We start from the raw sequence: 24686 nt of genomic DNA on the forward strand, positions 1-24686 counted from the left end.
CTGAGCATGAGGGAGCAGCAACGCCGTGCCCGCGATTCTCGACAAGATCCTCCGCATCGGCGAGGGAAAGATCCTGCGCCAGCTCGAGGGGGTCGCGAAGGCCGTCAACGCCATCGAGGACGACTTCGTCGCGATGTCCGACGCCGAACTGCAGGGCATGACCGAGGAGCTGCGCAAGCGGCACGCCGACGGCGAGTCCCTCGACGACCTGATGCCGGAGGCGTTCGCCACCGTGCGCGAGGCCGCCAAGCGGGTGCTGGGCATGCGCCCCTTCGACGTCCAGATCATGGGTGGCGCGGCGCTGCACCTGGGCAACATCGCCGAGATGAAGACCGGTGAGGGCAAGACCCTCGTCGCGGTCGCCCCGGCGTACCTCAACGCGATCGCCGGCAAGGGCGTCCACGTCGTCACCGTCAACGACTACCTCGCGCGCTACCAGTCCGAGCAGATGGGCCGTGTGCACAACTGGCTGGGCCTGACCGTCGGCGTGATCCTGCCCGACATGCGCCCCGACGCCCGTCGCAAGGCCTACGCCTGCGACATCACCTACGCCACCAACAACGAGCTCGGCTTCGACTACCTCCGCGACAACATGGCCTCCTCGCTCGAGGAGTGCGTGCAGCGCGGCCACAACTTCGCGATCGTCGACGAGGTCGACTCGATCCTCATCGACGAGGCCCGCACGCCGCTGATCATCTCCGGCCCCACCCAGGACGAGGTGAAGTGGTACGGGGAGTTCTCCAAGATCGTCGCCAAGCTCCAGAAGGACGTCGACTACGAGGTCGACGAGAAGAAGCGCACGATCTCCGTCCTCGAGCCCGGCATCACCAAGGTCGAGGACCACCTCGGCATCGAGAACCTCTACGAGTCGGCCAACACCCCGCTGATCTCCTTCCTCAACAACGGCATCAAGGCCAAGGAGCTGTTCCGTCGCGACAAGGAGTACGTCGTGATGAACGGCGAGGTGCTCATCGTCGACGAGCACACCGGCCGCATCCTGTCGGGTCGTCGCTACAACGACGGCCTGCACCAGGCGATCGAGGCCAAGGAGAAGGTCACGGTCCGCGAGGAGTACCAGACGCTCGCGACCGTCACCCTCCAGAACTTCTTCCGCCTCTACGACAAGCTCTCCGGCATGACCGGCACGGCCATGACCGAGGCCTCGGAGTTCGACAAGATCTACAGCCTCGGCGTGGTCCCGATCCCGACCAACCGGCCGATGGTCCGTGTCGACCAGCCCGACCTGGTCTACCGCACCGAGGAGGCGAAGTACGACGCCGTCGCCGAGGACATCGCCGAGAAGCACAAGACCGGGCAGCCGATCCTGGTCGGCACGGTCTCGGTCGAGAAGTCCGACTACCTCTCGGCGCTGCTGAAGAAGAAGGGCGTCCCGCACAGCGTGCTGAACGCCAAGATGCACGCCGACGAGGCCAAGATCGTCGCGATGGCCGGCCACAAGGGCGCGGTCACCGTCGCCACCAACATGGCCGGTCGAGGCACCGACATCATGCTCGGCGGCAACGTGGAGTTCCTTGCCGACGCCGAGCTGCGCAAGCAGGGACTCGAGCCCACCGGCGAGACCGCCGAGGCCTACGACGCCGCCTGGCCCGCGACCCTCGAGCGGATCAAGGCCCAGGTCTCCGCCGAGGCCGAGGAGGTCCGCGAGCTCGGCGGCCTCTACGTGCTGGGCACCGAGCGCCACGAGTCGCGCCGCATCGACAACCAGCTGCGCGGTCGGTCCGGCCGTCAGGGCGACCCGGGCGAGTCGCGGTTCTACCTCTCGCTGCAGGACGAGCTCATGCGGCTGTTCAAGTCCGACTGGGTCGACCGGGTGCTGCAGGTGCTGCGGATCCCCGACGACGTCCCGATCGAGAACAAGCGGGTCACCAACGCCATCGCCAACGCGCAGGGCCAGGTGGAGTCGCAGAACTTCGAGTCCCGCAAGAACGTCCTGAAGTACGACGACGTCATGGACCGCCAGCGCAAGGTGATCTACGCCGAGCGACGCGAGGTCCTCGAGGGCAAGGACCTCACCGAGCAGATCCGCGGCTTCGTCGACGACGTCGTCGCCGGCTACGTCACCGGGGCCACCCAGGACGTCGCGGAGGAGTGGGACCTCGACGCCCTCACCACCGCGCTGTCCCAGCTCTACCCGCTCAGCGTCGACCTGCACGCGTGGTACGAGGAGAGCGGCGGCGGCAACGCCGCGGACCGCGACGAGCTGATCGGCCTGCTCCAAGCCGACGCGCACGCCGCCTACGAGGCCCGCGAGGCGGAGGTCGGCTCGGAGGTCATGCGCGAGCTCGAGCGCCGCGTCATCCTCTCGGTGCTCGACCGCAAGTGGCGCGAGCACCTCTACGAGATGGACTACCTGCGCGAGGGCATCTACCTGCGCGCCTACTCCCAGCGCGACCCGCTCGTGGAGTACCAGCGCGAGGGCTTCGACATGTTCGCCGCGGTCATGGACGGCATCAAGGAGGAGACCGTCGGGTTCCTCTTCAACCTCCAGGTCACCGTGGAGGAGGAGGACGAGGGCGAGGAGGACGAGGTGCTCACCGTCGCCCCCGGTCTGCGCTCCCCGGTCGCCGGCGGTGCTGCCCCGCAGATCAAGGCCAAGGGCCTCGACGCCCCGGCCGCTCCCGCCAACCTCACCTACACCGCGCCGAGCGAGACCGGTGACGCCGAGGTGCGGGCCGCGGCCCCGGCCGCGGACGACCCGTACGCCAACGCGACCCGCAACGCCAAGTGCCCCTGTGGCTCGGGCAAGAAGTACAAGCACTGCCACGGTGCGTCGGGCGGCCCCACGGGCATGACCACGCGCGCCGGCGGCTGAGCCCCGGGGGCAGCCGACCTCACGCGAAGTCGAGCGCCGTGCAGACCCATCCGCGGTCCGCACGGCGCTCGAAGCGTGCCGCGACCGCACGCGAGCGCTGCCCGTGGCGCACCCGCGCCGCGGCCTCCAGCACCCCGGGGGTCGGGTAGCTCGCGTGCAGGGTCTGCAGGCGGGCCCGCACCGGGTGCGCCCGCTCGGGCTCGCGCATCGAGGCCAGGGCCAGCAGGTGCGTGCGACGGCGGAGGTCGGCGTACACGGTGGGGGAGAGCCAGCGCACGAGCTGGCTGGAGGGCCGCACGCCCCCGACGACCTCGAGGGCGGCCTGGACGATGTGGCGCGCCCAGCGCTCGGTCTCGGCGCGCTCGCGGCGGTCGATCGGCACGACGTCGGCGTCGGGACCGACCTCGTGGCGGGCGGCGGTGCCGGTCGGGGCGACCGGCTCGGCCTCGAGGTACGGGGCGAGGTCGAGGGCCAACGAGCCCTGGACCTCCGCGAAGGGCACGGCGGACAGCACGGACATCTCAGGTCTCCTGCGGGTCGGGGGCGGGCAGCACGAGCGGCACGCCGGGTCGGACGAGGTGCGGGTCGGGCCCGACGAGGGCCCGGTTGGCGTCGTGGATGCGTGGCCAGTACGCCGCGACGTCGGCGTCGCCGGCCGGCAGGCCGTGCTCGCGCAGGGTCGCCTCGGCGATCCGCCACAGGGAGTCGCCCGGCCGGACCGTGACCCGCTCGACGAGCGAGCCGGTCACGGCGGCGGTGTCGCGGACGATGACCGGGCCGGAGGCGGGCTGGGGTCCCGCGGGCGGCTGCACGGTCTGCGTGACGCGCTCGCTGGTCTCGCGCTCCAGGCTGCCGGGGGTGGCGGCCGCCGGTCCGGCGACGGCGCCCGCCACCAGGCCGCCGGCCACGGCGGCACCGCAGACCCGCAGCAGCACGCGCCGGACCGGTGCGGGGAGCCCGCGGTGGGGGACCGGTGCGGAGCACATCACCGGGACGACCACCACCGTGGTCACCACCAGCGCCCAGCACGCGGCGGCCACGAGCGCCCACGCAGAGGCGGTGACCACGACGGCCTCGAAGTCGAGTGCGTCGCTGGCAGGACGCAGGTCGGGAGCGAGCAGCGCCACGGTCCCGGCTGCGACGGCGAGTGCGCTCAGCCAGACCGCGGCACACCGCGCGATCGATGGGTTCCCGAGAGTCATCGTGTCGAACCTTGCGTTTGCGTCTGTTTGCATCTGTCCGGACCAGTAGACGTCGCCTCGCCATCGGTGTCAATGCGGCCGTGCGCGGCCTGTGGAGGAGCGTTTGCCGCCGTGGACGGCGGGGGAGGTGCCAGACATGGCGTGGGAGGAGCAGGTGTTCTCGCTGCTCGAGGACCTCGAGCAGCAGGCCGAGGCCCTCTACGACGCCGAGCGCGGGCCGGAGCTGGCCGATCGTGTGCGGGCGGAGTACGCCTCGGTCACGCTCGCCTCACGGCTGGCTGCCACCGCAGGGAGCCCCGTGGAGCTGGACGTGCAGGGCGTGGGCCGGCTGGCCGGTCACCTGGACCGGGTCGCCGCCGGTTGGGTGTCGCTGGAGGTGGCGGGCACGGACTGGGTCGTGCGCACGGCCGCCGTGGTCGAGGTGCGCGGCGCCTCGGAGCGGGCCCTGCCCGAGGTGGCCTGGTCGCCGCTGGGCAGGCTGGGGGTCGGATCGGCGCTGCGCCGGCTCGCCGACACGGGGGAGCCGTGCTGGTGGCACCGGCTCGACGGCGGTCGCGTCGAGGGCGTGCCGGTCCGGGTGGGCGCCGACTTCGTGGAGCTGCGCACGGGCCTGGGGGGTCGCCCGGTCCTGGTGGCGCTCGACGCCCTGGCCGCGGTGGCCCGGGTCGGGTGAGCAGCGCTCAGGTGGCCTCGCGGTCGAAGGGCGGGACCTCGCCCTCGTCGAGCGGGCGCTGCTTGCGCCGGCGGCGCTGCTGGAGCTCGTCGAGCTCCTCGTCGTCGTCGTCCTCGCCGGCCTCGTTCATCGCCTCGATGATGTGCTTGCGCACGATCGTGCGCGGGTCGAGGTCGCGCAGCTCGAGGTCGGCGTACGCCGGGCCGAGCTCCTCGCGCAGCTCGTCGCGTGCGTTCATCGCGAACTTGCGGGCGGTGCGGACCCAGGCGCCGGCCTGCTTGGCCAGCACGGGGAGACGGTCGGGTCCGAAGACCAGCACCGCGACGAACGCGATGACGGCCAGCTCCGACAGCCCGACTCCGAACACGTGGGAAGCCTAGGGCACGACTGGCTGGCCGTGCGGGGAGGTCAGAGTCGGCCGGCCGGGGTGAGTCCGAGCTGCATGCCGGCCAGCCCGCGGCCGCGACCGGCGAGCTTGCCGGCGACCTCGGTGAGGACCTGCGCGGCCGGGGCCGTCGGGTCGCTCTCGACGATCGGCTTGCCGGCGTCGCCGCCCTCGCGCAGCGAGGTGTCCAGCGGCACCTGGCCCAGGACGGGCACGGTGTAGCCGAAGCGCTCGGAGAGGGTGCGGGCCACGCGCTCGCCGCCGCCGCTGCCGAAGATCTCCAGGCGGTGGTCCTCGGCGGGGTCGCAGTGCGGGCAGGGGAGGTAGCTCATGTTCTCCACGACGCCCACGACGCGCTGGTGCATCATCGAGGCCATCGTGCCGGCGCGCTCGGCGACCTCGGCGGCGGCCTCCTGGGGCGTGGTCACGACCACGACCTCGGCGCCGGGCAGGTGCTGGCCCAGGGAGATCGCGATGTCGCCGGTGCCCGGCGGCAGGTCGAGGAGCAGGACGTCCAGGTCGCCCCAGTAGACGTCGGCCAGCATCTGCACCAGGGCCCGGTCGAGCATCGGGCCGCGCCAGGCCACGACCTGGTCGCGGCGCGGCTTGAGCATGCCGATGGAGATGACCGAGACGCCGGAGGCCGTGGGGACCGGCATGATCAGGTCGTCGACCTGGGTGGGGCGGGAGTCGGCGACACCGAGCATGGCCGGCACCGAGTGGCCGTAGATGTCGGCGTCGACGACGCCGACCTTCAGGCCCTGGGCGGCCATCGCGAGGGCGAGGTTGACCGTCACCGAGGACTTGCCGACGCCGCCCTTGCCGGAGGCGATCGCGAACACCTTGGTCAGCGACCCGGGCTGGGCGAAGGGGATCTCGCGCTGCGCGCGGCCGTCGCTGAGGATCTCCTTCAGGCCCGCGCGCTGCTCGTCGGTCATGACCCCGAGGGTCAGGCGCACGTCGGTGATGCCGGGGACCTTCGAGACCGCGCCGGTGACGTCGCGGGTGATGGTGTCCTTCAGCGGGCACCCGGCGACGGTGAGCAGCACGGTGACGTCCACACCGCCGGCCTCGTCGATCTCGAGGGTGTCGACCATGCCGAGGTCGGTGATGGGTCGCTTGATCTCGGGGTCGTTCACGGTCGCCAGGGCGGCGCGGACCTGCTCGAGGAGGGTGCTGCTCATGATGCTCGAGTCTAGGCGCTGCCCGGCTGCTCCCCGCCCTCGGGAGACGTGGCGGACGTCTCGTCGGACCCGCGGTCGGCCTCCCGCTCGCGACGCTCGGCCTCGCGCTCGTCCATGTCGGCCAGCAGCGCCCGCAGTTCCGAGCGCACGAAGTCGCGCGTCGCGACCTCGCCGACGGCCATCCGCAGAGAGGCGACCTCGCGGGCGAGGAACTCCATGTCGGCGTGGGCGCGGGCGTTGGCCTGCCGGTCCTGCTCGGCCACGACCTTGTCGCGCACCTCCTGGCGGTTCTGGGCCAGCAGGATCAGCGGAGCGGCGTACGACGCCTGCAGGCTGAGCATCAGGGTCAGGAAGATGAAGGGGTAGTCGTCGAAGGAGGACTCGCCCGGCACGACGCTGTTCCACACCACCCACGCCGCGACGAAGAGCGTCATGTAGAGCAGGAACGTCGCGGTGCCCATGAAGCGGGCGAAGTCCTCGGCGAAGACCCCGAAGGAGTCGGTGTCGAAGCGCGGGCGCCGCACCAGCGAGCGGCGGACCTCGCGGGGGGTGTCCAGGCGCGGGCGCCGCTCGGACCCGCCCGAGCGCGCCTCAGCCACCGCTCACCTCGCGCTGGCTGCGCAGCTGCTGGCTGCGGCGGCCCAGGGAGCGGTCGCGCCAGCCCTCGGGGAGCATGTGGTCGAGCAGGTCGTCGACCGTGACCGCGCCGAGCAGGTGCCCGGCCTCGTCGACCACCGGCGCGGCCACGAGGTTGTACGTCGCCAGGTGGGCCGCCACCTCGTCGATGGTCATCTCCGGGCGCAGCGTCTCGCTGCCGTCGTCGAGCGCCCCCGCCACGAGCGAGGAGGGCATCTCGCGCAGCAGCCGCTGGATGTGGCCGACGCCGAGGAACGTGCCCGTCGGGGTCTCCAGGGGCTGCCGGCAGACGTAGACCTGGCTGGCCAGGGACGGCGTTAGGTCGGGGTTGCGCACGTGGGCCAGGGCGTCGGCGACGGTGGCGTCCGGGCCGAGGATCACCGGCTCGGGGGTCATCATCGCGCCGGCGGTGTCCTGGACGTAGGACATGAGCCGGCGGACGTCCTCGGCCTCCTCAGGCTCCATCAGGTCCAGCAGCGCGGTCGCGGTCTCCGGCGGCAGCTCGGCGATCAGGTCGGCCGCGTCGTCGGGGGACATCTCCTCCAGGACGTCCGCGGCGCGCTCCTCCTCCAAGTGGCTGAGGATCTCGACCTGGTCCTCCTCCGGCAGCTCCTCGAGCACGTCGGCGAGCCGCTCGTCGTCGAGCGCGCTCACCACGGCGCTGCGCCGCTCGGGCGGCAGCTCGTGGATCATGTTGGCCGCGTCGGCCGGCTTCATCTCGTTGAGCGCGTGGACGAGGTGGGTGGCGCCCTGGGCCTCGTCGCGCCGGGTCAACCCCTCGACGTCGCGCCACTCCACGACGTGGGTCTGCCCGCGCCGGCGCAGCCCCTTGCCCGGCTCCTGCACCGCCACCCGGGAGAGCACCCAGTCGCGGTTGCGGGCCTGCTCCATCGCCACGTCGTAGACCGTGCCGGTGACCCCGCTGCCGGGAATGGTGACCGTGCGGTCGAGCATCTGGCCGATCACCAGGGTCTCGGTGGTGCGCTGCTCGAAGCGGCGCATGTTGAGCAGCCCGGTCGTGTAGACCTGCCCGGCGTCGATGTTGGTCACCCGCGTCATCGGCACGAAGATCCGGCGCCGGCCGAAGACCTCGCCGACCAGGCCGAGCACCCGCGGCTGGCTGGTCTCCGAGCGCACGGCCGCGACGACGTCGCGGACCTTGCCGACCTGGTCGCCCTGGGGGTCGAAGATGGGGAGGCCGACCAGCCGTGCGGCGTACACGCGGACCGGGCTGGAGCTCACGACCCGAGGCTATCCCCCTGAGGATGGACGGGCCGGGTCAGTGGCACGATGGCCGGGTGCGCGTCGTCGTCCACGTGGGCCTGACCAAGACGGGCACCACGCACCTCCAGGCGCTGCTCGCCGCGCACCGCGAGCCGCTGCTCGCCGCGGGCTGGCTCTACCCCGACCTCGGGCCGGGCACCCACTTCCGCGCCGCCGCCGACGTACGCCGCAGCGCGCACCTGCTCGGCCTCGACACGTCCCGCGTGGACGGCGCCTGGTCCGCGCTGTGCGCGGAGGCCCGCCGCCACGTGGGCGAGACCGGCGGCGACGTCGTGCTCGGGCACGAGGTGCTCGCGGGCGCCACGACGGAGCAGGCGGTGGCAGCGCTGGCGCACCTCGACGGCCTGGACGTCCACGTGGTGGTGACCGCCCGCGACCTCGGGCGGCAGGCGGTGGCCCACTGGCAGGAGCGGGTGAAGCTCGGCGACACCCGCTCCTTCGCGACGTTCGAGGCCGAGGAGCTGCGAGCCGACACCGGTCGTGACGACGGGCCCGACGCCGGCGGGGTGCGGCCGAGGTTCTGGCACGGCCAGGACCTCGCCGACACGCTGGCCCGCTGGACCGCAGGTGGGGCGACCGGCCACCTCGTGGTCGGACCGGCGCCGGGGGCGCCCCGGGAGGAGCTGTGGCGCCGGTTCGCCGAGGCCCTGGGCGTGCCGACGGGGCCCGACGGCCCGGTGGACCCGGCGCTGCCGGTCGCGGGCAACCCCTCGCTGGGGGCCCCGGAGGTCGCGCTCGTGCGCGAGGTCAACCGGCTGCTCGCCGCCGACGAGCCCCCGATGAGCACCGAGGTCCACCACCGCGTGGTCAAGCGGGGCTGGGCCGAGCAGGAGCTGGCCGCGCGGTCCTCCACTCCCGCGCGGACCCCCGCCAGCCTCGGGCCGCTGCTGACCGCCGCCACCCATGTCTGGCTGGGGGAGGTGACGTCGGCGAGGCACCTGGTGCACGGCGACCCCACCGACCTCGACCCGGTGCTGGCCCGACCGGGCGACCCGCCCCCCGACGTGCCGTGGCCGGCCGACGTGGACCCGGCCGCGGTCGCCGACATGCTGCGGGCTCGCGCTGTCGGACCCGCTGCCCGCCGCTCCCGGCGTCCCTGGCGCCGGCGCCGGCCGCACTAGGGTGCGCCCATGAGCACGCCCCTGGTCGCCGCGAGCACCGTCAAGGACAGCCTCGAGCACGTCCGGCGCTACGTGGAGGGCAACCTGGCCGGCGGGGTCGACCACCTGGTGGTGTTCGTCGACGCACCCTCCGACGAGGGGCAGGGCGAGGTCCTCACCTACCTCGAGCAGCACCCGCGGGTGACCGCGGTCCGCGCCGGCGGTGCCTGGTGGGGCGGGGACCGGCCGCGCGAGCTCAACGTGCGCCAGTGCATCAACGCCAACGTCACCCGCCGCGTGCTCGACGGGCTGGGGCTGGGCCGCGGCTGGCTGCTCCACATCGACGGCGACGAGGTCGTGCGGGTGGACCGCTCCGCTCTGGAGGCGGTGCCGGCCGACGCCACGGCGCTGCGCCTGGCCGTGCGGGAGGCGGTCTCCAGCAGCGGCTGGGAGGGCCAGCCCACCGCCTTCAAGCGCGAGCTGGAGGACGACGACCTCGCGCTGCTCCACGGGCTGGGACTGCTGGCCGAGCCCAGCAACCAGTCCTGGATCCGTGGGCACGTGATGGGCAAGTCCGCGGTGCGGATCGGGGCCGAACGCTGGCTGACCCTGCACAAGGTGGCTCACGACGACCGCAGCCAGGACCCGGGCCTGGAGGACGAGGCCTGGGTCGTCCACCACTACGAGTCCTACTCGCTGGAGGACTTCTGCCGGAAATGGACCGCCATGGTGGCCTCCGGCCCGCGGGCCGCCTACCGGGCAGAGCGTCGCCAGACCGCTCGCACCCTGCGTCAGCTCATCTCCCGGGGCCTGGAGCCCGACGCGCTCCAGCGCCAGCTCGAGCGTTTCTACCGCCTGCAGGTCGAGGAGCCGCTGGCCGACCTGCGCGACCTGAAGGTGCTGGACGAGGTGGACCCGTTGCAGCCGTTGCCCGGGTGCCCGACCGTGCCCGGCGCCGTGCCGGCCGACGACCTCGCCCGGGTGCTGGAGGAGTGGCGTGGGCGCGCCAAGCCGGAGGCCGAGCTCTACCGCGGGACCTCGCCGGTGGCCGTGGGCGCGGCGGCGGGGGACGGATCCGGCGCCCGCAAGGGCTTGCTGCGCGGACGCGGCAGGTAGGGCCTGATCATCTTGCACGTGTAGCCTGCCCTGCGTCTGTGCTCCTAGGCGTCCGGCCGCTGTGCGGTGGGCGTCCGAACTCCCGGGAGAGTCTCCGTGCTCCGTCTCCGTCTCCTCGTCCCAGGCCTGCTCGTGGCCCTGGTCCTCCCGCTCGTGCCCGCGCTGCTCGCGCCGGGCGCCTCGGTCCCCGGCGGCTCGGTCGCCAGCGCGGTCGAGCGCAAGCCGACGTACCGGGCCAAGGAGGGGCCGACCTTCAACACCGCGGTCGGCGAGCCCGCCCAGCGCCGGGCGATCCTGGACAAGATCATCCAGACGATCCGCCACACCTCGCCCAAGGGCACGATCAAGATCATGACCTGGAACTTCATGAACCCCCAGGCCGCCGATGCCCTGATCGAGCGGGCCCGCCGCGGCACCACGGTGCGGGTGCTCATGGACGCCTCGAACAACGACGTCGACACCGACAACCCGTCGTTCCGCCGGCTCAAGGCTGGCCTCGCCGCCACCAACGGCAAGCGCGAGAAGAACGCGACGAAGTCCTACGCGCGCATGTGCAAGGGCTCGTGCCGGGGCAGGAGCGGTGCCGCCCACACCAAGATGTTCCTCTTCGACAAGGTCGGCCTCTCGCGCGACGTGCTCATCCAGGGCAGCGCCAACCTCACCACCGCGTCCGCGGCCAACCAGTGGAACGAGATCTACACCTACGTCGGCCGGACGAAGCTCTACGACTTCGCCGAGGAGATCTTCGACGAGATGTGGCTCGACCAGCCCCGCAAGAACGCCTACCGCGCCTTCGAGGGCAACCGCTACAGCCTCTACTTCTCGCCCTACTACGGCAAGGACTTCAAGGGCGACCCCGTGCAGAAGGCGATGGACGACATCCGCTGCTTCGGTGCCGAGAACGCCGGGAACGCCAACGGCCGCACCATCGTGCGCAGCGCTCCCGATGTCATCCGCGGCAAGCGCGGCAACATCGCCGCCCGGCGGCTCAAGGCGCTGTGGGACCAGGGCTGTGACGTGCGCGTCGCTTACACCGTGATGGGTGTGGAGGCCAAGCGCATCCTCACCGCCGGCGGCGGTCGCGGTCCCGTGCCGATCCGGCACCTGGTGCAGGACTTCGACGGCGACGGCGACTTCGACAACTACTTCCACCTCAAGGTGCTGACCATCAACGGCCGACTGGGTGCCGACCGCACCGCGCACGTCACCTTCAACGGCTCGGCCAACACCTCCGACGGAGCGAGCCGCTCCGACGAGCAGATTGGCAAGCTGGTCGGTCGCCGCAACACGCTGCTCTACCAGCGCTTCATCGACCGCTGGTTCGAGAACCCGCCGCCGAACGCCGCCCGCCGCGCCGACGCGCCGCCGAACCCGGACCCGTACCAGCACGTCGACATGGACTGAGGTCGCGTTGCTCGACCTGCGTGTCCTGCGCGTCGACGCCGACGGGGTCGGCCTCGTGGCCCTCGGGTCCGACCGCGTGGTCGACGTCCTCTTCGACGACCGGCGCATCTGGTCCTTCTGGGTGCGCCGCGACACCAGCCGCGGCGGCGGCGCCGGCGGTCTGGCCGGCGGCTTGGGGCGGAGCATCACCTGGCCTCCGGCCATGCGCCCGCACCTGGTCGGCACCGGCTCGGTGACGCTGCGCGAGCACGTCAGCGGCGCCGACGTGTGGTCCGGCGAGGTCGCGTTCACCGACGACGAGCGCCGGGTGGAGTTCGTCGACCGCCAGGGGCACCCGATCAGCCTGGACAAGTCCGACCGCTTCAGCCCGGTCTTCGCCGAGCGCACCGCCGCCGACCTGGACCCGTTGCTGGACGCCATGAGCGAGCTGCTGGACGTGCTCGCGGCCCACGGCGTCGCGGCCTTCCCGGCGTACGGCACCCTGCTCGGCGCGGTGCGGGAGGGCGACTTCCTCGGGCACGACTCCGACGCCGACCTGGGCTACGTCTCCTCCCACTCCAGCCCGGTCGACGTGGTGCGCGAGTCCTTCCGCCTCCAGCGGGCCGTGGCCGACCGCGGCTGGGCGACCTACCGCTACAGCGGCCTGGCGTTCCGCGTCGAGGTCGTCGAGGCCGACGGGGCCACCCGCTTCCTCGACGTCTTCGGCGGCTTCCTCGACGGGGGCCGGCTCTACCTCATGGGCGAGGTGGGACACCCCTTCGAGCGCGAGTGGCTGCTCCCGCTGGGCACCACGACGCTGCGCGGGCGGGAGTACCCAGCACCGGCGCGGCCGGAGAAGCTGCTCGAGGTGATGTACGGGCCGTCGTGGCAGGTGCCGGACCCCGCGTTCAAGTTCGAGACCCCGCGCCAGGTGACCGAGCTGCTCAACCAGTGGTTCCGCGGCACCGGGCACGCCCGCCGCGACTGGGAGCGCCGCGCGGCCCAGCGTCGCCGACGCCAGGTCCCGAAGGGGTCCTCGGCGCTGGCCAAGCAGCTGCGACGGGCCGAGGCCCCGGGCACCCTCGTGCTGGACGTCGGGGCCGGCCGTGGCCGCGACGCGCTCTGGCTGGCCCGCCAGGGGCACCCCACGGTCGCCTACGACTTCGCCCCTCGTGGGCTGCAGAAGGCCCAGCGCACGGCGGCCCGGCGCGAGCTGCCCCTGGAGGTCCGTGCGCTCAACCTCGACGAGTGGCGCTGGGTGCTCAGCGAGGGCGCCCGGGTGAGCCGGCTCCCCGAGGGCCCGCGCGCGATGCTGGCGCGGCACGTGCTCGACGCCACCGACGAGTTCGGCCGGCAGTCGCTGGGCCGGCTCGCGTCGATGACGCTGCGTGGCGGCGGGCGGCTGTACGTCCAGACCTGGACCGGCCGCGGCCGCGGCAGCGCGGGACTGGTGCCGATGAAGGTCGGCCGCGTGCAGAAGCTGCTCGAGCGGCACGGGGGCACCGTGCTGGACGTCGCCGAGGCTCCCGGCGGGGGATCGGACGGCGGCAAGGGATCGGTCGGAAAGGTGGTCGCACAGTGGGACTGAGGACAGTGGGACTGAAGCGGGACAACGAGCTCGTCGAGCGGGTCGCACGGCTGGAGCAGGAGGTCGCCGACCTCCGGCGGCACAACCTGCGGCTGGCCGAGCTGGCCGACCTCGTGCAGGAGCTGCTGGTGCCGATGGCCCAGCGCGACCAGGAGCGGGTGGACGCGGCGATCGCCGCATTCCAGCAGAGCCTGTGAGGCGGGCCTTCCTGCACGTCGGTCTCCCCAAGACCGCGACGACCTACCTGCAGACCATCCTGTGGGGCCAGCGCGACGCGGTGGCCGCCCAGGGCCTGGTGCTGCCCGGCCGGGAGCGCCGCGACCACCTGTGGGTCTCCCGCGTGGTGCGCGAGGAGCCGGGCGGGCGGCGTCGTCCCGACCGCGAGCACGAGGCGATGGGCCGGGTGCTCGCCGACGTGGCCGCCGCCGAGGGCGACGTGCTGGTCTCCCACGAGTTCTTCGCCGCAGCCTCCGCGGAGCAGGCCCGCACCGTCGTCGAGCAGCTCGCCGCCGGGGACCGCGAGGTGCACCTGCTGGTCACCGCGCGCGAGCCGCTGGGGCTGTTCACCGCCAGCTGGCAGGAGAGCCTGAAGAACCGCAGCACCACCCCGATGGCCGACTACGGCCGCACCGAGTCCGCGAGCCCGGAGGCGATCTGGGACTGGCGCACCCTCGACCTGTCCCTGGTCCTGGACCGCTGGCTGGAGGCGGTCCCCGCCGACCGCGTCCACGTCCTGCCGCTGGACCGCAGCGCGGACCGCGAGGAGATCTGGCGTCGCTTCGCCGGGGTGCTGGGCCTGGACCACGCGGCGGTGGACGTGTCCGGCTCCTTCCCCAACGAGTCGATGGGCGTGGTCGAGGCCGAGCTGCTGCGCCGGGTCAACGCCCACCTCGGGGAGTTCCGCTCCGCCTTCGACCGGGGCGTGTGGATCCGCACCTTCCTGGCCGACGAGCGGCTGGTGACCCGCGGCGGCGAGCGATTCTGGCCCTACCCCGACCAGGTGGCCGACTGCCGCGCCCGGGGCGAGCGCGCGGTCGCCCTGCTGGCCGAGCGCGGCGTGGACGTCGTGGGCGACCCCGCGTGGCTGCTCGTGCCCGACGAGCTCGAGCCCCGGCGTACGCCGGACAGCGTCACCGACGCGGAGGTCGCCGAGGCGGCTGCCGAGGTCATCGCGGGGCTCCTGGGCGACGTCCGGGCGCTGCGCGCGGAGGTCCGCGAGGCCGGCGCCGTCGGGTCCGGGGGCGGGGCCGCCGGTGGGGTCCGGGACGCGGTCAGCCGGCGTCTGCGGGCGCGACGGTCGCGGTCGCGCTGATGTAGAAGTGGTCGCTGATGCGCCGGTTGACGGTGGACTCGTCGATCACGTAGCCGCTGAACGCGACGTCGGGGCTGCCGACGACCCAGTCGACCGGCATCCGGGCCGGCGGGCGGCAGCCGCCCGCGGTGCTCCCGCCGACGGCGGCGACGAACCCGGTGGGCGGCAGGAAGCGGCAGAAGAAGGCGGCCCGGTCGTTCATGTCGCCGGTCACCAGCACCGGGAGCCCGGTCGCGCGCAGCGCGCGGACCTCGGCGGCGCCCCGGTCCCACCCGGCGACGCGGGTGGAGGTGTTGCGCGGGTCGTGACCGGCGGAGGTGTGCATGTTGACGAGGTAGAACTCGCGCAAGGTCTCGCGGTCGCGCAGCCTCACGACGGTCTGCGGGCGCGGCCGGCTCATGAAGGTGACGTAGAAGGTTGACCCCTCGACCAGCTCGAAGCGGGCGGGGTCCCACATCACGGAGTTGTCCGGGTCGGCGGCGCCGGCACCGGGCCAGGCGACCATCCCGGTCGCCCGGGTGAGCCCGACGAGCTGGTCGGGCTTGACCTCCTGCAGACCGACGAGGTCGGTGCCGTGGCTGCGGATCACGGCGGCAGCCTGCGGGGTGCGGGCGCCCGCGGGCGGGAAGCTGCGGCGCTCGCCACCGGGGGCAGTGTGGTTGCTGCCGAGGACGTTGAAGGAGGCGACCTGGAAGGTGAACGGCTGGGCCGCGGCCTTCTCCGCCTTCCGGGCAGCGATCCGCTCGGCCTTCTCACGGGCAGCCTTGGCCGCGGCGAGCCTCTCCAGCCGCTCGAGCTCGGCGATCCGGGCCTTGGTCAGGCGCAGCTCCACGCCCGGCACGACGGCCTGGGGTGCCTCCTCGACCACGGGGGTGGAGGTGCGGCCGCTGATGCTCATGGAAGCGGCACCGCCGTCGACGAGATCCGGGACCTGGGTGGCGGCGGCCACGCCGACACCCACGACGGTCAGCGCCACCGCGGCTGCGAGGGCCCGCCGCACTACACTCCGGGGAGCCCGAGGGGTCGGGGCGCGGTGCTTGCTGGGGTCCGACATGACCCGGGTCACCTTACCCGAACCCCGTCACCCCGGAGGAGCCGATGCGCACCGACGTCCAGGGCCTGCGTGCGGTCGCCGTGCTGCTCGTCGTGGTCACCCACCTCGGGGTCGACCTGGTCCCGGGCGGCTACGTCGGGGTGGACGTCTTCTTCGTCATCTCCGGCTTCCTCATCACCGGGCTGCTGCTGCGTGCCCGGGAGCGGCCGGACGCGCCCGGCCTCCGCGGGGCGCTGGTCGACTTCTACGCCCGCCGGGCCCGGCGGATCCTGCCCGCGGCCACGGTCGTGCTGGTGGCGACCTGCGTCGCCTCCGCAGTCCTGCTGCCGGTGGTACGGGTCACCGAGATCCTCACCGACGCCTGGTGGTCGACGCTCTTCGCAGCCAACGTCCGCTTCGCGATGGTCGAGACCGACTACTTCGCCGAGGGCCAGCCGGTCTCCCCGCTGCAGCACTACTGGTCGCTGGCGGTCGAGGAGCAGTTCTACCTCGTCTGGCCGGTGCTCCTGCTGGTCGTCGCCGCGCTCGCGGTGCGCCGCCGCCGTGACCCGGTCGCCGGCATCCAGCACGTCCTGACGGTGCTGGTCCTCGCTTCGCTGGCGTGGTCGGTCTGGGCCACCTACGCCTCCCCGGACACCGCCTACTTCTCGACCTTCACCCGCGGCTGGCAGCTGGGGGCCGGTGCCCTGCTGGCCGTCGTCCTGCACCGACGTACGGCGTCGGCGGCCGCCGGGCACCGTTCGCCCGGGCCGGCTCCCGGGCCGGCGCCCGGGCTGCTCGCCGGGGCCGGCGTCGTCATGGTCGTGGCGGCCGCCCTGGTCCTGACCCCGGCCTCGCCCGTGCCGGGCGTCGTCGCAGCCGTGCCGGTCCTGGGCGCGGTGGCGCTCCTGCTGGCCGGTGCCCTGCCCGGCGGCGACCGCACGCTGGTCGCCCGCGCGCTGTCCGTGCCTCCGATGCAGGTCGTGGGGGACTGGTCCTACTCGATCTACCTGTGGCACTTCCCGGTGATCGTGGTCGCGCGCAGCTACCTCGGCGGCCTCTCGCCGCTGGCGGCGCTGGTGTGTGTCGTGGTGATCGGCGTGCTCAGCGGCCTGACCTACCACCTGGTCGAGCAGCCCTTCCGCCGCCGCGGCAGCCGCTGGGACCGCGCGCGCTGGGCGCTGCCGATGTACCCCGCCGCCGTCGGCACCCTGGCGATCGGCGTGCTCGCCTCCCAGCTGTGGCTGGACCAGCGGCTGGCGAGCACCCAGGACAACCCCGCCATCGAGGTGGCCGACTACGCGCGGGAGGGGCTCTCCCGCGACCCGGTGCGCGCGCTGGTGCAGGCCTCGGTGCTGGCGGCCGAGGAGGGTCGGCCGATCCCCGGGGGACTGGTCCCCGGACTGGTCGACATCCGCAGCGACACCGCGTCCCTGGGTGACTGCGACTACCGCACCGGCACCCGCGAGCTGTGCCCCGAGGGCGACGCCGACGCCGACCGGGTGATCGTCCTCGCCGGCGACTCCCACGCGCGGGCCTGGAGCCCCGCGGTGCGGCTGCTGGGGGAGCGGCTGGGCTACCGCGTGCTCACGCTGGCCTACACCGGGTGCCCGACCAACCTCGCCATCCGGCTGGACCCGGAGACCGGTCGGGAGTGGGAGGAGTGCACCGACTTCGTGGACTTCACCCTCGACACGGTCGCCGACCTCCAGCCCGAGCTGGTCCTGGTCTCCAACGCCCCGCTGGCCCCGGTGCTCGACGTCGACACCGGCGAGGTGGTCGAGCGCTCGGAGGGTCCGGAGGTCTTCGGCGACGCGCTGGACCGCGGTCTGGCCGCGGCCCTGCAGCGGCTGGGCGCCGACGCAGACCGGGTCGTGCTGCTGGCCAACACCCCGAAGCTCCAGCGCGAGCAGGCGGTCTGCCTCTCCCGCGCCTCGGACCTGGGGGAGTGCCTGCTGAGCCCGGAGCGGGCGCCACGGCGGCTGCAGCGTGGCTTCATGGAGGTCGCGGAGCGTGTCGGGGTGGAGGCGATCGATGCGGAGAAGTGGTTCTGCGAAGGGCTGCGGTGCCCGTCGGTGGTCGGTCGGTTCATCACGATGCGCGACTCCGAGCACATGACGACGGCCTACTCCGAGCACCTCGCGGACACCCTCGCGGAGGCCTTGCGAATTACACGTCTGTAGTTGTCGCGGACCCCTGGACGTGTGGCTCGTGTTGCTGTTGTGATTCCTGTGACGAGAGCGCACGAGGTGCTCCCGCGCTGCCCCGAGGAGACACGACGATGCTGCTGCGCCGGGCTCTGGCCGCCGGACTCGCCGCCACCCTGGCGACGGCCGGAGCAGCCGTCCTCGCCCTCGACGGCGGCCTCCCGACGACGTACGACGGTGGGCTGGAGCTCGCCGCGGCGACCGGCTGCGCGAGCGAGCCCGAGCCCTCGACGTTCACCCCGACCCCCACGCCGACGGCCAGCCCGACGGTCAGCCCGACTGCGGACCCGAGCGCCACCGCGACGGCCAGCCCGAGCCCCACCGCGACCGCGAGCCCCACGAGCCCGCCGGTCGACCCCGACCCGGTCACGTCGGTGGAGGTCGTCCAGGCCAACATCAAGTCCGGCACCGAGCTGTCGAAGTTCCGCGCCGACCTGCGCAAGGTCTTCAAGACCTGCCCCGACTTCGTGACCTACAACGAGGTCCCGATGCGCCAGCCGCAGTACCTCGCCCCGGCCGGCTACGCCATCTGGCGCACCCCGGGCCAGTACATGGGCGCCACGCCCGTCGTGTGGCGCACCGACCGGTGGACCGCCGAGGCCCGCGGGACCACGATGATCAGCAACCTGCAGGGCTACGGCCGCGGCCAGCGCGTCATGTGGGGCGTGCGCTACGCCAACTGGGTCACGCTGCGCTCGGTCGACGGCCGGCAGACCGTCTCGCTCGTCTCGGTGCACATCGCACCCAAGTCCGAGCGCACCTCCAAGCTGCTCGGTCCCTCGATCCAGCGCCTCGGCGCCCTCGTCGGCCAGCTCAGCTCGAGCGGCCCGGTCCTGGTCGGCGGCGACTTCAACCGCCACTACAAGTCCCGGGAGTATCCCCGCACCCTGCTGCAGCAGCACGGGATGAACGCCGTCTACGACCTCTCGGGCCGCTACGACCCGACCGGTGACCACTTCGGCGCCACGATCGACTACGTCATGGTCCGTCCGGCCGCGGTCTTCAGCGTGCTGTCGCAGTTCACCCGGGAGCTGAACTCCGACCACGACGCCCTCGTCGTCGAGCTCTCCCTGCCCGAGCAGACCGTCGGCGAGCCGGTGATCAGCTTCGCGGCCGGCACCACCGTCAACGACCCGGCGGCCGCCTCTCCGCGGGCCCGCAGCGCCGTCGCGCGCTCGCTGCTCACCGCGCTGCGCAGCGTGCCCGAGGGCGGGACGCTGCGGGTGCAGACCTCCTCGCTGGACATGCGTCGCTTCGCCAAGAAGCTGCTCGACGCGGCTCGCCGCGGGGTGACCGTGCAGGTGCTGAGCGGCACCGCGGCCAACACCCCGGTCGAGGAGTTCCTCGTGCGACGCCTGGCCGAGATCCCCGGCTCCTGGCTGCGGCACCGCCCCGAGGCCATCGACGCGACGGTCCCGCGCACCACCGTGCTCGCCAGCCGCGCCGGAGCGACGCCGAAGACCGTGCTGGAGCTCGACCGCGCCCTGGCCCGCAGCATCGTCACCGAGCGCACCGTGCTGCGCACCGAGACCGCGAAGAAGGCCTACAAGTCGCGGGTTCGGACCTTCGGTGCGATCGCAGACCCGCCCGTGGTCGAGGAGCCGACCGAGCCCACGGAGCCGACCGAGCCGACGGAGCCTGCGCAGCCCTAGGGTGTGCCCGTGACCCGGCCGCTCTACCTCCACATCGGTCTGCAGAAGACCGGGACGTCCTACCTCCAGGGGCTCTTCCTGGGCAACCAGGACGTCCTGCGCGAGCACGGGCTCGACGTCCACCCGCGGCAGCGCCGCGAGGCGTACTGGCTGATGCTCGACGTGCGCGACCGGCTCCGGCCGCACAATCCGCCGCAGGCCCGCGAGGTGCTCCAGGGCCTCCCGGAGGCGCTGCGCACCGCGCCCGGGCGGGCGGCGCTGGTCTCCGAGGAGTCGTTCTCCCCGGCCGAGGACCACCAGCTGCGCCGGCTGCTGGACGCGTGCGCCGACCGCGAGGTCCACCTGGTGGTGACCGCCCGCGACCTCGCGCGCCAGATCCCCTCGGTGTGGCAGCAGGGCCTGCAGTCGGGTCGCTCGATCACCTTCCCGGCCTACCTCGCGCGCTTGCACGAGACCCAGGGCACGCCGGCGCCCATCTGGTGGCAGAAGGACCTGCCGGCAGTGCTGGAGAAGTGGGGGCGCCACGTCCCCGCCGAGCGCATCCACGTGGTCACGGTCCCGCCCGCCGGCGCGGAGAAGGACCTGCTGCTGCGCCGGTTCTGCTCCGTCCTGGGTGTCGACCCGGCCCACCTGGACCGGTCGAGCGTGGGCCGGGACAACCGCGGCCTGCGGCTGGAGCAGGCCGAGGTGCTGCGCCGGGTCAACGCGGGCATCCCCGACGAGCTGAAGCGTCGCGACGTCTACGGCGACGTGGGCAAGCGCGGTTTCTCGGTCGCGGTCCTCGGCGGCACCGAGGGCCGCCGGATCCTGCTGCCGCGCAGCGAGGCCGCCTGGTGCCAGGAGCTCTCCGAGGCCTACGTCGAGCACCTGCGCAGCGGTGGGTACGACGTCGTCGGCGACGTCGAGGACCTGCTGCCGCGCGAGGAGTCCTTCGCCCCCGACGAGCAGGAGGTCACCGAGGAGCAGGTGGCCCAGGCGTCGGTCGCCGCCCTCACGACGATGGTCTCGCGCCAGCTGGAGTCGCACAGGGAGGTCAAGGACCGCCAGCTCGCCGCGCTCGAGCCCGGGTGGCGGGCCCGGGTCGGCCGCGGCGTACGCCGGGTGCTCGGTCGGTCCTAGGCCTCAGCAGCCGAACGGCAGCTCGATCTCGTCCGGGGCGCCGGGGGTGAGGTCGTAGGACGCGCGCACGGCCCGGTGGTCGGAGACCTGGCTCGGGAAGGTCGTCACGGCGTTGACGCCGAGGTCGCCGCGGTGCAGGAGGTAGTCGATCCGGCTGCGCGGGCTGGTCGAGGGATGGGTGAGGCCCGCGCCCTCGCCGCCGACCGCCCAGGTGTCGGTCGCGACGGTGCGCAGCGTGTTCATCGCCGTCGAGGCGGGCCGCGAGTTCATGTCGCCGCCGACCACGGCGGGGTACGGGTCCTGGGCGATCACCTGTGCCGCGGCGCGCGCCTGCTGGATGCGCGCGCCCTCGGAGGTGTGCTCGAAGTGCGTGGTGTAGACGCTCACCCTCCGGCCGGGGGCGATCTCGAGGACCGCGCGCAGCAGCCCGCGCTGCTGGGTGCCGCCGGGGCGGGGGAGCAGGGTGTTGGCCGACTCCACGATCGGGTACGCCGACAGCACGGCCGTGCCGTACCTGCTGTCGCCTGGGCGTAGCACGTTGGTCGCGAAGGCGTACTCCATGCCGAGCTGGCCCGCGAGGTAGGCGGCTTGGTCGACGCGGCCGCTGTTGATGCGGTTCTTGTCGACCTCCTGCAGCAGCAGGACGTCGACCTGCAGCGCGGCCATCTCCTGCGCCAGCGTCGGGAGCATCAGGCGGCTGCGGTCGCGGTTCCAGCCCGAGCGCATGTTGAAGGAGGCGACCTCGAGGGAGGAGTCGGTGCTGATCACGCAGCGCTCCGCGCGCTGGAGCACCCCGCCCGGGATGCGTTGGGGGCGCGGGACGGCCTGGCCGCCGCGGTCCTCCTGGCGCCGCTGCGCACGCTGCTCCGCGGCGCTGAGCGTCCCGCCGGTCACGACCTCCTGCGCCGGCCGGGCGGCCGGGGTCGAGGAGCTGCTCGTGCCTGTGGCCACCGGCTCGGTCGGTCCCGGACGCAGCGAGACCCAGAAGGCGCCGGCGGCGAGGGTGAGGATGACGACCAGACCCACGGCCTCGAGCCAGGGTCCCTTCGGTTCGTCCATCAACCCACCTGTGCGTGCACCTGTCATGATCGGCCACGCCCAGTGTAGGAGCCGTCACACCAGCCGGGGGCCGAACGGGTCTCCCGGCTCGTGCGTGGGTCGGTTACTGTCGGGTAACACCAGACCCAACACCCAGCCCCCGGCCCGGTGGGGCCGCGTCGACGTGGAAGGACCAGCATGAGCCGGCTGTGCGAGACCGAGGGACTCACCGAGGACCAGATCGAGATCCTCAAGGCCGTGCGGGCCTTCACCGACAAGGAGATCATCCCTGTCGCGAACGAGCTGGAGCACGCCGACGAGTACCCCACCGACATCATCGAGGGCCTCAAGGAGCTCGGGGTCTTCGGCCTGATGATCCCCGAGGAGTACGGCGGTCTGGGTGAGTCGCTGCTGACCTACGCCCTGTGCGTGGAGGAGATCGCGCGCGGCTGGATGAGCGTCTCCGGCGTCATCAACACCCACTTCATCGTGGCCTACATGCTCATGCAGCACGGCACCGAGGAGCAGAAGCAGAAGTACCTCCCGCGGATGGCCACCGGCGAGGTCCGCGGCGCGTTCTCCATGTCCGAGCCGGGCCTGGGCTCCGACGTCGCGGCCATCTCCACCAAGGCCACCAAGAACGACGACGGCACCTACTCCATCACCGGCCAGAAGATGTGGCTGACCAACGGCGCCACCTCGACCCTGGTCGCCACCCTGGTCAAGACCGACGAGGGTGCGGACTCGGTCTACAAGAACATGACGACCTTCCTGGTGGAGAAGGAGGCCGGCTTCGGCGAGACCGCTCCCGGGCTCACCGTCCCCGGCAAGATCGACAAGATGGGCTACAAGGGCGTCGAGACCACGGAGCTGGTCTTCGAGGGCCACAAGATCTCCGCCGACCAGATCCTCGGTGGCGAGCCGGGCAAGGGCTTCTTCCACATGATGGACGGCGTCGAGGTCGGCCGCGTCAACGTCGCCGCCCGCGCGTGCGGCCTGGCCTGGCGCGGCTTCGAGCTCGCGATCGCCTACGCCCAGCAGCGCAAGACCTTCGGCAAGCAGATCGCCGACCACCAGGCCGTGCTCTTCCGCCTCGCGGAGATGGCCACCAAGGTCGAGGTCGCCCACGCGATGATGGTGAAGTCGGCGCGGATGAAGGACACCGGCAAGCGCATGGACGTCGAGGCCGGCATGGCCAAGATGGTCGCCTCGGAGTACGCCAACGAGGTCGTCGAGGACGCCTTCCGCATCCACGGCGGCTACGGCTACTCCAAGGAGTACGAGATCGAGCGGATCATGCGCGAGGTCAAGTTCATGCTCATCGGCGAGGGCACCTCCGACATCCAGAAGATGATCATCGGCCGCGCGCTGCTGAAGGAGTACAAGGCCTGACCGGCTGAGCAGCACGTGCCGCACGAGGCGCCGAGGACCACGCGAATTCGCTGGACCTCGGCGCCTCGTGGCGTCATGGTGGGGGTATGGCTGAGCAGAGCGGGAACTCGTCCACCGACGACATCAAGGCCAAGATGAAGGAAGCGCTCGAGCGCAAGCAGAGCAACGACCGGGGCGTCCCCAAGGCCGGCCCGACCAAGGAGAAGGCCCACGGCTCCGAGGTCGTCGGCGGCGGCCCCCGCACCCACCGGCGCAAGGCCGGCGGCGGGGGGAGCTGACCGGGGCCTCAGCCGCTCGGGAAGTGCCGGGCCAGGCGCTCGCACAGCGCCGTGACCGTGGCGAGGTCACCGCGGGGCGCATCGATCCACTCCGCCGACTCGTGCCAGGGGACTGCGCTCGGAGTGCCGTGGTACCGGGCCACGACGTGCTCGTGGACGTGCTCGAGCGATCGGTTGCTGAGGTAGGCGTGCACAGCCTCGACGTCGAGCTCGGCGCGGAGAGCGACCGCGGCCCGGCGGCGGGCGACCCCGAGCGCTGCTGCCTCGTCGTCGCGCAGCGAGTCGACGTACGCCGTGTGCCGGGCCGTCTCGACGACCAGGTGTCCGAGCGGAACGGGCATCGCCCGGTCGACCACGTGCTTGACCCACACCAGGTCGTCGTGCCACACCACGGGCGCGACCAGCGGGCCCTCACCGCGATGACCTGCGCAGATCGGGCAGGAACCGGCAGGCATGGCAGCAGGCTAGGGGCTGGCCCCGACACCCAGTGGAGCTCGGGCGCAGAGGTCGCTCCGGCCGCCGAGCTGGAGGACGTGCCGCGAGCATGCCTCGCGAGTCGTCCTCCACCGCCCGCAGCGGACGCGCGGCGCGGCTCGATGCCTCGGCGGTCGGGGCCCCTGGCGGCTCGCCCACGCCGCGAGCATCAGTGGGAGACGGCTCCTCGGACGTCTTGCCCGCTCGGCGTCAGCGGTGAGGCTGGGTGTGGGCGTGCTGGTAGCCCGGCCGCCGGGGTGGTGGTCGGGCTGCGAGCGCGCTCAGGTGCTCAGAGTGGGGTGGTGCCGTCGGGGTGGACGAGGTAGTGCTGGCTGTGGGGGCTGGTCCAGAGCCAGTGGCCTGGACTGAGTCCGGTGACTCGCCATGGTGTGCCTGCTGGTGAGGGGTGGGTCTTCGCTCTGTGGTCGTGCCGGCACAGGGGTGCGAGGTTGTCTGTCGATGTCTGGTCGGGTGGGCCGGTGTCGGAGTACTCGACGGTGTGGTCGAGGTCGGCGGTCTCGGCTGGTCTGTTGCAGTGGGGGAAGGTGCAGGTCGTGCGGGCCAGCTTGACCCGGGTGGCGATGCGGTCGGGGACCTCGTAGGAACTGACGGCGACGGTGTCGTGGAGGTCGATGACGGGCTTGACGATGACCTGGGTGCCGGGGGTGCCGCACCAGTCGCGGATGGCGTCGGCGGTGAGGAGCTGGCGGTGGTTGTCGACCCTTGCGAGGTTGAGGCCGAGCTTGCCGGTGACGGGGTCGATCTGGGGTGCTCCGGTGAGGGCTGCGTCGGAGAGG

23 protein-coding genes are annotated in these 24686 nt (G+C 72.7%); 13 read left to right on the top strand and 10 right to left on the bottom strand.

The window, feature by feature from the left end; translation table 11 throughout:
- Window positions 1-25: 25 nt before the first annotated feature.
- Complete coding sequence (gene secA, locus Q1V71_RS14895) at window positions 26-2833, top strand: preprotein translocase subunit SecA (RefSeq protein WP_300644748.1); 2808 nt, start codon at window positions 26-28, stop codon at window positions 2831-2833.
- A 19-nt stretch (window positions 2834-2852) separates the two neighbouring features.
- On the opposite strand, the gene Q1V71_RS14900 is transcribed toward secA, so the two are convergent.
- Together Q1V71_RS14900 and Q1V71_RS14905 are read right to left on the bottom strand one after the other, a co-directional pair.
- Complete coding sequence (locus tag Q1V71_RS14900) at window positions 2853-3353, bottom strand: Rv3235 family protein (protein WP_300644749.1); 501 nt, start codon at window positions 3351-3353, stop codon at window positions 2853-2855.
- 1 nt (window position 3354) lies between these two features.
- Window positions 3355-4035, bottom strand: coding sequence for a hypothetical protein (locus tag Q1V71_RS14905; protein WP_300644750.1), 681 nt, complete (start codon window positions 4033-4035; stop codon window positions 3355-3357).
- 136 nt (window positions 4036-4171) lie between these two features.
- Between Q1V71_RS14905 and Q1V71_RS14910 the strand changes: the two genes are divergently transcribed.
- Window positions 4172-4708, top strand: coding sequence for a hypothetical protein (locus tag Q1V71_RS14910; protein WP_300644751.1), 537 nt, complete (start codon window positions 4172-4174; stop codon window positions 4706-4708).
- A 7-nt stretch (window positions 4709-4715) separates the two neighbouring features.
- Here Q1V71_RS14910 and Q1V71_RS14915 read toward each other — a convergent pair whose 3' ends face one another.
- The 4 genes from Q1V71_RS14915 to Q1V71_RS14930 are packed head-to-tail and all read right to left on the bottom strand — an operon-like array spanning window position 4716 to window position 8155.
- Window positions 4716-5075 carry a sec-independent translocase gene (locus Q1V71_RS14915; RefSeq protein WP_300644752.1) on the bottom strand — a complete coding sequence of 120 codons (360 nt, stop codon included), beginning with the start codon at window positions 5073-5075 and terminating at the stop codon, window positions 4716-4718.
- A gap of 41 nt (window positions 5076-5116) precedes the next feature.
- Window positions 5117-6277, bottom strand: a complete 1161-nt coding sequence (locus tag Q1V71_RS14920) for a P-loop NTPase (protein ID WP_300644753.1) — start codon at window positions 6275-6277, stop codon at window positions 5117-5119.
- Window positions 6278-6288: 11 nt separating this feature from the next.
- Window positions 6289-6876, bottom strand: a complete 588-nt coding sequence (locus tag Q1V71_RS14925; RefSeq protein WP_300644754.1) for a DUF1003 domain-containing protein — start codon at window positions 6874-6876, stop codon at window positions 6289-6291.
- Window positions 6869-8155: a CBS domain-containing protein gene (locus Q1V71_RS14930; RefSeq protein ID WP_300644756.1), complete on the bottom strand. Its 1287-nt coding sequence runs from the start codon at window positions 8153-8155 to the stop codon at window positions 6869-6871. Before Q1V71_RS14930 ends, Q1V71_RS14925 begins: the two co-directional genes overlap by 8 nt.
- Window positions 8156-8211: 56 nt before the next feature.
- On the opposite strand from Q1V71_RS14930, the gene Q1V71_RS14935 reads away from it, so the two are divergent.
- The 6 genes from Q1V71_RS14935 to Q1V71_RS14960 all read left to right on the top strand — a co-directional run bounded on the left by Q1V71_RS14935 (window position 8212) and on the right by Q1V71_RS14960 (window position 14696).
- Window positions 8212-9318 (top strand): hypothetical protein, encoded by a 1107-nt coding sequence (locus Q1V71_RS14935; RefSeq protein WP_300644758.1) that lies wholly within the window; start codon window positions 8212-8214, stop codon window positions 9316-9318.
- A gap of 9 nt (window positions 9319-9327) precedes the next feature.
- Window positions 9328-10413 carry a hypothetical protein gene (locus Q1V71_RS14940; RefSeq protein WP_300644759.1) on the top strand — a complete coding sequence of 362 codons (1086 nt, stop codon included), beginning with the start codon at window positions 9328-9330 and terminating at the stop codon, window positions 10411-10413.
- A gap of 96 nt (window positions 10414-10509) precedes the next feature.
- Window positions 10510-11817 (top strand): phospholipase D-like domain-containing protein, encoded by a 1308-nt coding sequence (locus tag Q1V71_RS14945; protein ID WP_300644761.1) that lies wholly within the window; start codon window positions 10510-10512, stop codon window positions 11815-11817.
- A gap of 7 nt (window positions 11818-11824) precedes the next feature.
- Window positions 11825-13384, top strand: a complete 1560-nt coding sequence (locus Q1V71_RS14950; protein WP_300644762.1) for a class I SAM-dependent methyltransferase — start codon at window positions 11825-11827, stop codon at window positions 13382-13384.
- Window positions 13385-13389: 5 nt separating this feature from the next.
- Complete coding sequence (locus tag Q1V71_RS14955; RefSeq protein ID WP_300644764.1) at window positions 13390-13581, top strand: DUF6752 domain-containing protein; 192 nt, start codon at window positions 13390-13392, stop codon at window positions 13579-13581.
- Entirely contained in the window at window positions 13578-14696 is a 1119-nt protein-coding gene (locus Q1V71_RS14960) for a hypothetical protein (protein WP_300644766.1), read from the top strand. The genes Q1V71_RS14955 and Q1V71_RS14960 overlap by 4 nt, the downstream gene beginning before the upstream one ends.
- Here Q1V71_RS14960 and Q1V71_RS14965 read toward each other — a convergent pair.
- Window positions 14656-15750, bottom strand: coding sequence for an endonuclease/exonuclease/phosphatase family protein (locus Q1V71_RS14965; RefSeq protein ID WP_300644768.1), 1095 nt, complete (start codon window positions 15748-15750; stop codon window positions 14656-14658). The genes Q1V71_RS14960 and Q1V71_RS14965 overlap by 41 nt on opposite strands.
- Window positions 15751-15794: 44 nt before the next feature.
- Between Q1V71_RS14965 and Q1V71_RS14970 the strand changes: the two genes are divergently transcribed.
- The 3 genes from Q1V71_RS14970 to Q1V71_RS14980 all read left to right on the top strand — a co-directional run bounded on the left by Q1V71_RS14970 (window position 15795) and on the right by Q1V71_RS14980 (window position 20707).
- On the top strand, window positions 15795-17912 hold the full coding sequence (locus Q1V71_RS14970; protein ID WP_300644770.1) for an acyltransferase family protein: 2118 nt from the start codon (window positions 15795-15797) through the stop codon (window positions 17910-17912).
- A 98-nt stretch (window positions 17913-18010) separates the two neighbouring features.
- On the top strand, window positions 18011-19588 hold the full coding sequence (locus Q1V71_RS14975) for an endonuclease/exonuclease/phosphatase family protein (protein WP_300644772.1): 1578 nt from the start codon (window positions 18011-18013) through the stop codon (window positions 19586-19588).
- Window positions 19589-19597: 9 nt separating this feature from the next.
- Complete coding sequence (locus tag Q1V71_RS14980; protein WP_300644773.1) at window positions 19598-20707, top strand: hypothetical protein; 1110 nt, start codon at window positions 19598-19600, stop codon at window positions 20705-20707.
- A gap of 3 nt (window positions 20708-20710) precedes the next feature.
- Here the strand turns inward: Q1V71_RS14980 and Q1V71_RS14985 are convergent, their stop codons facing one another.
- Window positions 20711-21766 carry an endonuclease/exonuclease/phosphatase family protein gene (locus Q1V71_RS14985; protein WP_300644775.1) on the bottom strand — a complete coding sequence of 352 codons (1056 nt, stop codon included), beginning with the start codon at window positions 21764-21766 and terminating at the stop codon, window positions 20711-20713.
- A gap of 177 nt (window positions 21767-21943) precedes the next feature.
- Between Q1V71_RS14985 and Q1V71_RS14990 the strand changes: the two genes are divergently transcribed.
- Together Q1V71_RS14990 and Q1V71_RS14995 are read left to right on the top strand one after the other, a co-directional pair.
- Complete coding sequence (locus Q1V71_RS14990) at window positions 21944-23137, top strand: acyl-CoA dehydrogenase family protein (protein ID WP_300644776.1); 1194 nt, start codon at window positions 21944-21946, stop codon at window positions 23135-23137.
- Window positions 23138-23223: 86 nt separating this feature from the next.
- Window positions 23224-23415, top strand: coding sequence for a DUF5302 domain-containing protein (locus Q1V71_RS14995; protein WP_300644777.1), 192 nt, complete (start codon window positions 23224-23226; stop codon window positions 23413-23415).
- An 8-nt stretch (window positions 23416-23423) separates the two neighbouring features.
- Here the strand turns inward: Q1V71_RS14995 and Q1V71_RS15000 are convergent, their stop codons facing one another.
- Both Q1V71_RS15000 and Q1V71_RS15005 read right to left on the bottom strand, forming a co-directional pair.
- The gene (locus tag Q1V71_RS15000; protein ID WP_300644778.1) at window positions 23424-23870 is read right to left on the bottom strand and encodes a hypothetical protein; all 447 of its coding nucleotides are present in this window, start codon (window positions 23868-23870) and stop codon (window positions 23424-23426) included.
- 308 nt (window positions 23871-24178) lie between these two features.
- On the bottom strand, window positions 24179-24686 hold a 508-nt coding region (locus Q1V71_RS15005), incomplete at its 5' end, for an HNH endonuclease signature motif containing protein (protein ID WP_300644779.1).

The sequence above is a fragment of the Nocardioides sp. genome (assembly GCF_030149505.1).
GTDB lineage: Bacteria > Actinomycetota > Actinomycetes > Propionibacteriales > Nocardioidaceae > Nocardioides.

Excerpts from the sequence above, each read along its gene's own strand:
- Q1V71_RS14965 (WP_300644768.1), bottom strand. The coding sequence starts at position 15,750 with ATGTCGGACCCCAGCAAGCACCGCGCCCCGACCCCTCGGGCTCCCCGG.
- Q1V71_RS14910 (WP_300644751.1), top strand. The coding sequence starts at position 4,172 with ATGGCGTGGGAGGAGCAGGTGTTCTCGCTGCTCGAGGACCTCGAGCAG.
- Q1V71_RS14985 (WP_300644775.1), bottom strand. The coding sequence starts at position 21,766 with ATGGACGAACCGAAGGGACCCTGGCTCGAGGCCGTGGGTCTGGTCGTC.
- Q1V71_RS14995 (WP_300644777.1), top strand. The coding sequence starts at position 23,224 with ATGGCTGAGCAGAGCGGGAACTCGTCCACCGACGACATCAAGGCCAAG.
- Q1V71_RS14940 (WP_300644759.1), top strand. The coding sequence starts at position 9,328 with ATGAGCACGCCCCTGGTCGCCGCGAGCACCGTCAAGGACAGCCTCGAG.
- Q1V71_RS15000 (WP_300644778.1), bottom strand. The coding sequence starts at position 23,870 with ATGCCTGCCGGTTCCTGCCCGATCTGCGCAGGTCATCGCGGTGAGGGC.
- Q1V71_RS14970 (WP_300644770.1), top strand. The coding sequence starts at position 15,795 with ATGCGCACCGACGTCCAGGGCCTGCGTGCGGTCGCCGTGCTGCTCGTC.
- Q1V71_RS14975 (WP_300644772.1), top strand. The coding sequence starts at position 18,011 with ATGCTGCTGCGCCGGGCTCTGGCCGCCGGACTCGCCGCCACCCTGGCG.
- Q1V71_RS14990 (WP_300644776.1), top strand. The coding sequence starts at position 21,944 with ATGAGCCGGCTGTGCGAGACCGAGGGACTCACCGAGGACCAGATCGAG.
- Q1V71_RS14900 (WP_300644749.1), bottom strand. The coding sequence starts at position 3,353 with ATGTCCGTGCTGTCCGCCGTGCCCTTCGCGGAGGTCCAGGGCTCGTTG.
- Q1V71_RS14905 (WP_300644750.1), bottom strand. The coding sequence starts at position 4,035 with ATGACTCTCGGGAACCCATCGATCGCGCGGTGTGCCGCGGTCTGGCTG.
- Q1V71_RS14920 (WP_300644753.1), bottom strand. The coding sequence starts at position 6,277 with ATGAGCAGCACCCTCCTCGAGCAGGTCCGCGCCGCCCTGGCGACCGTG.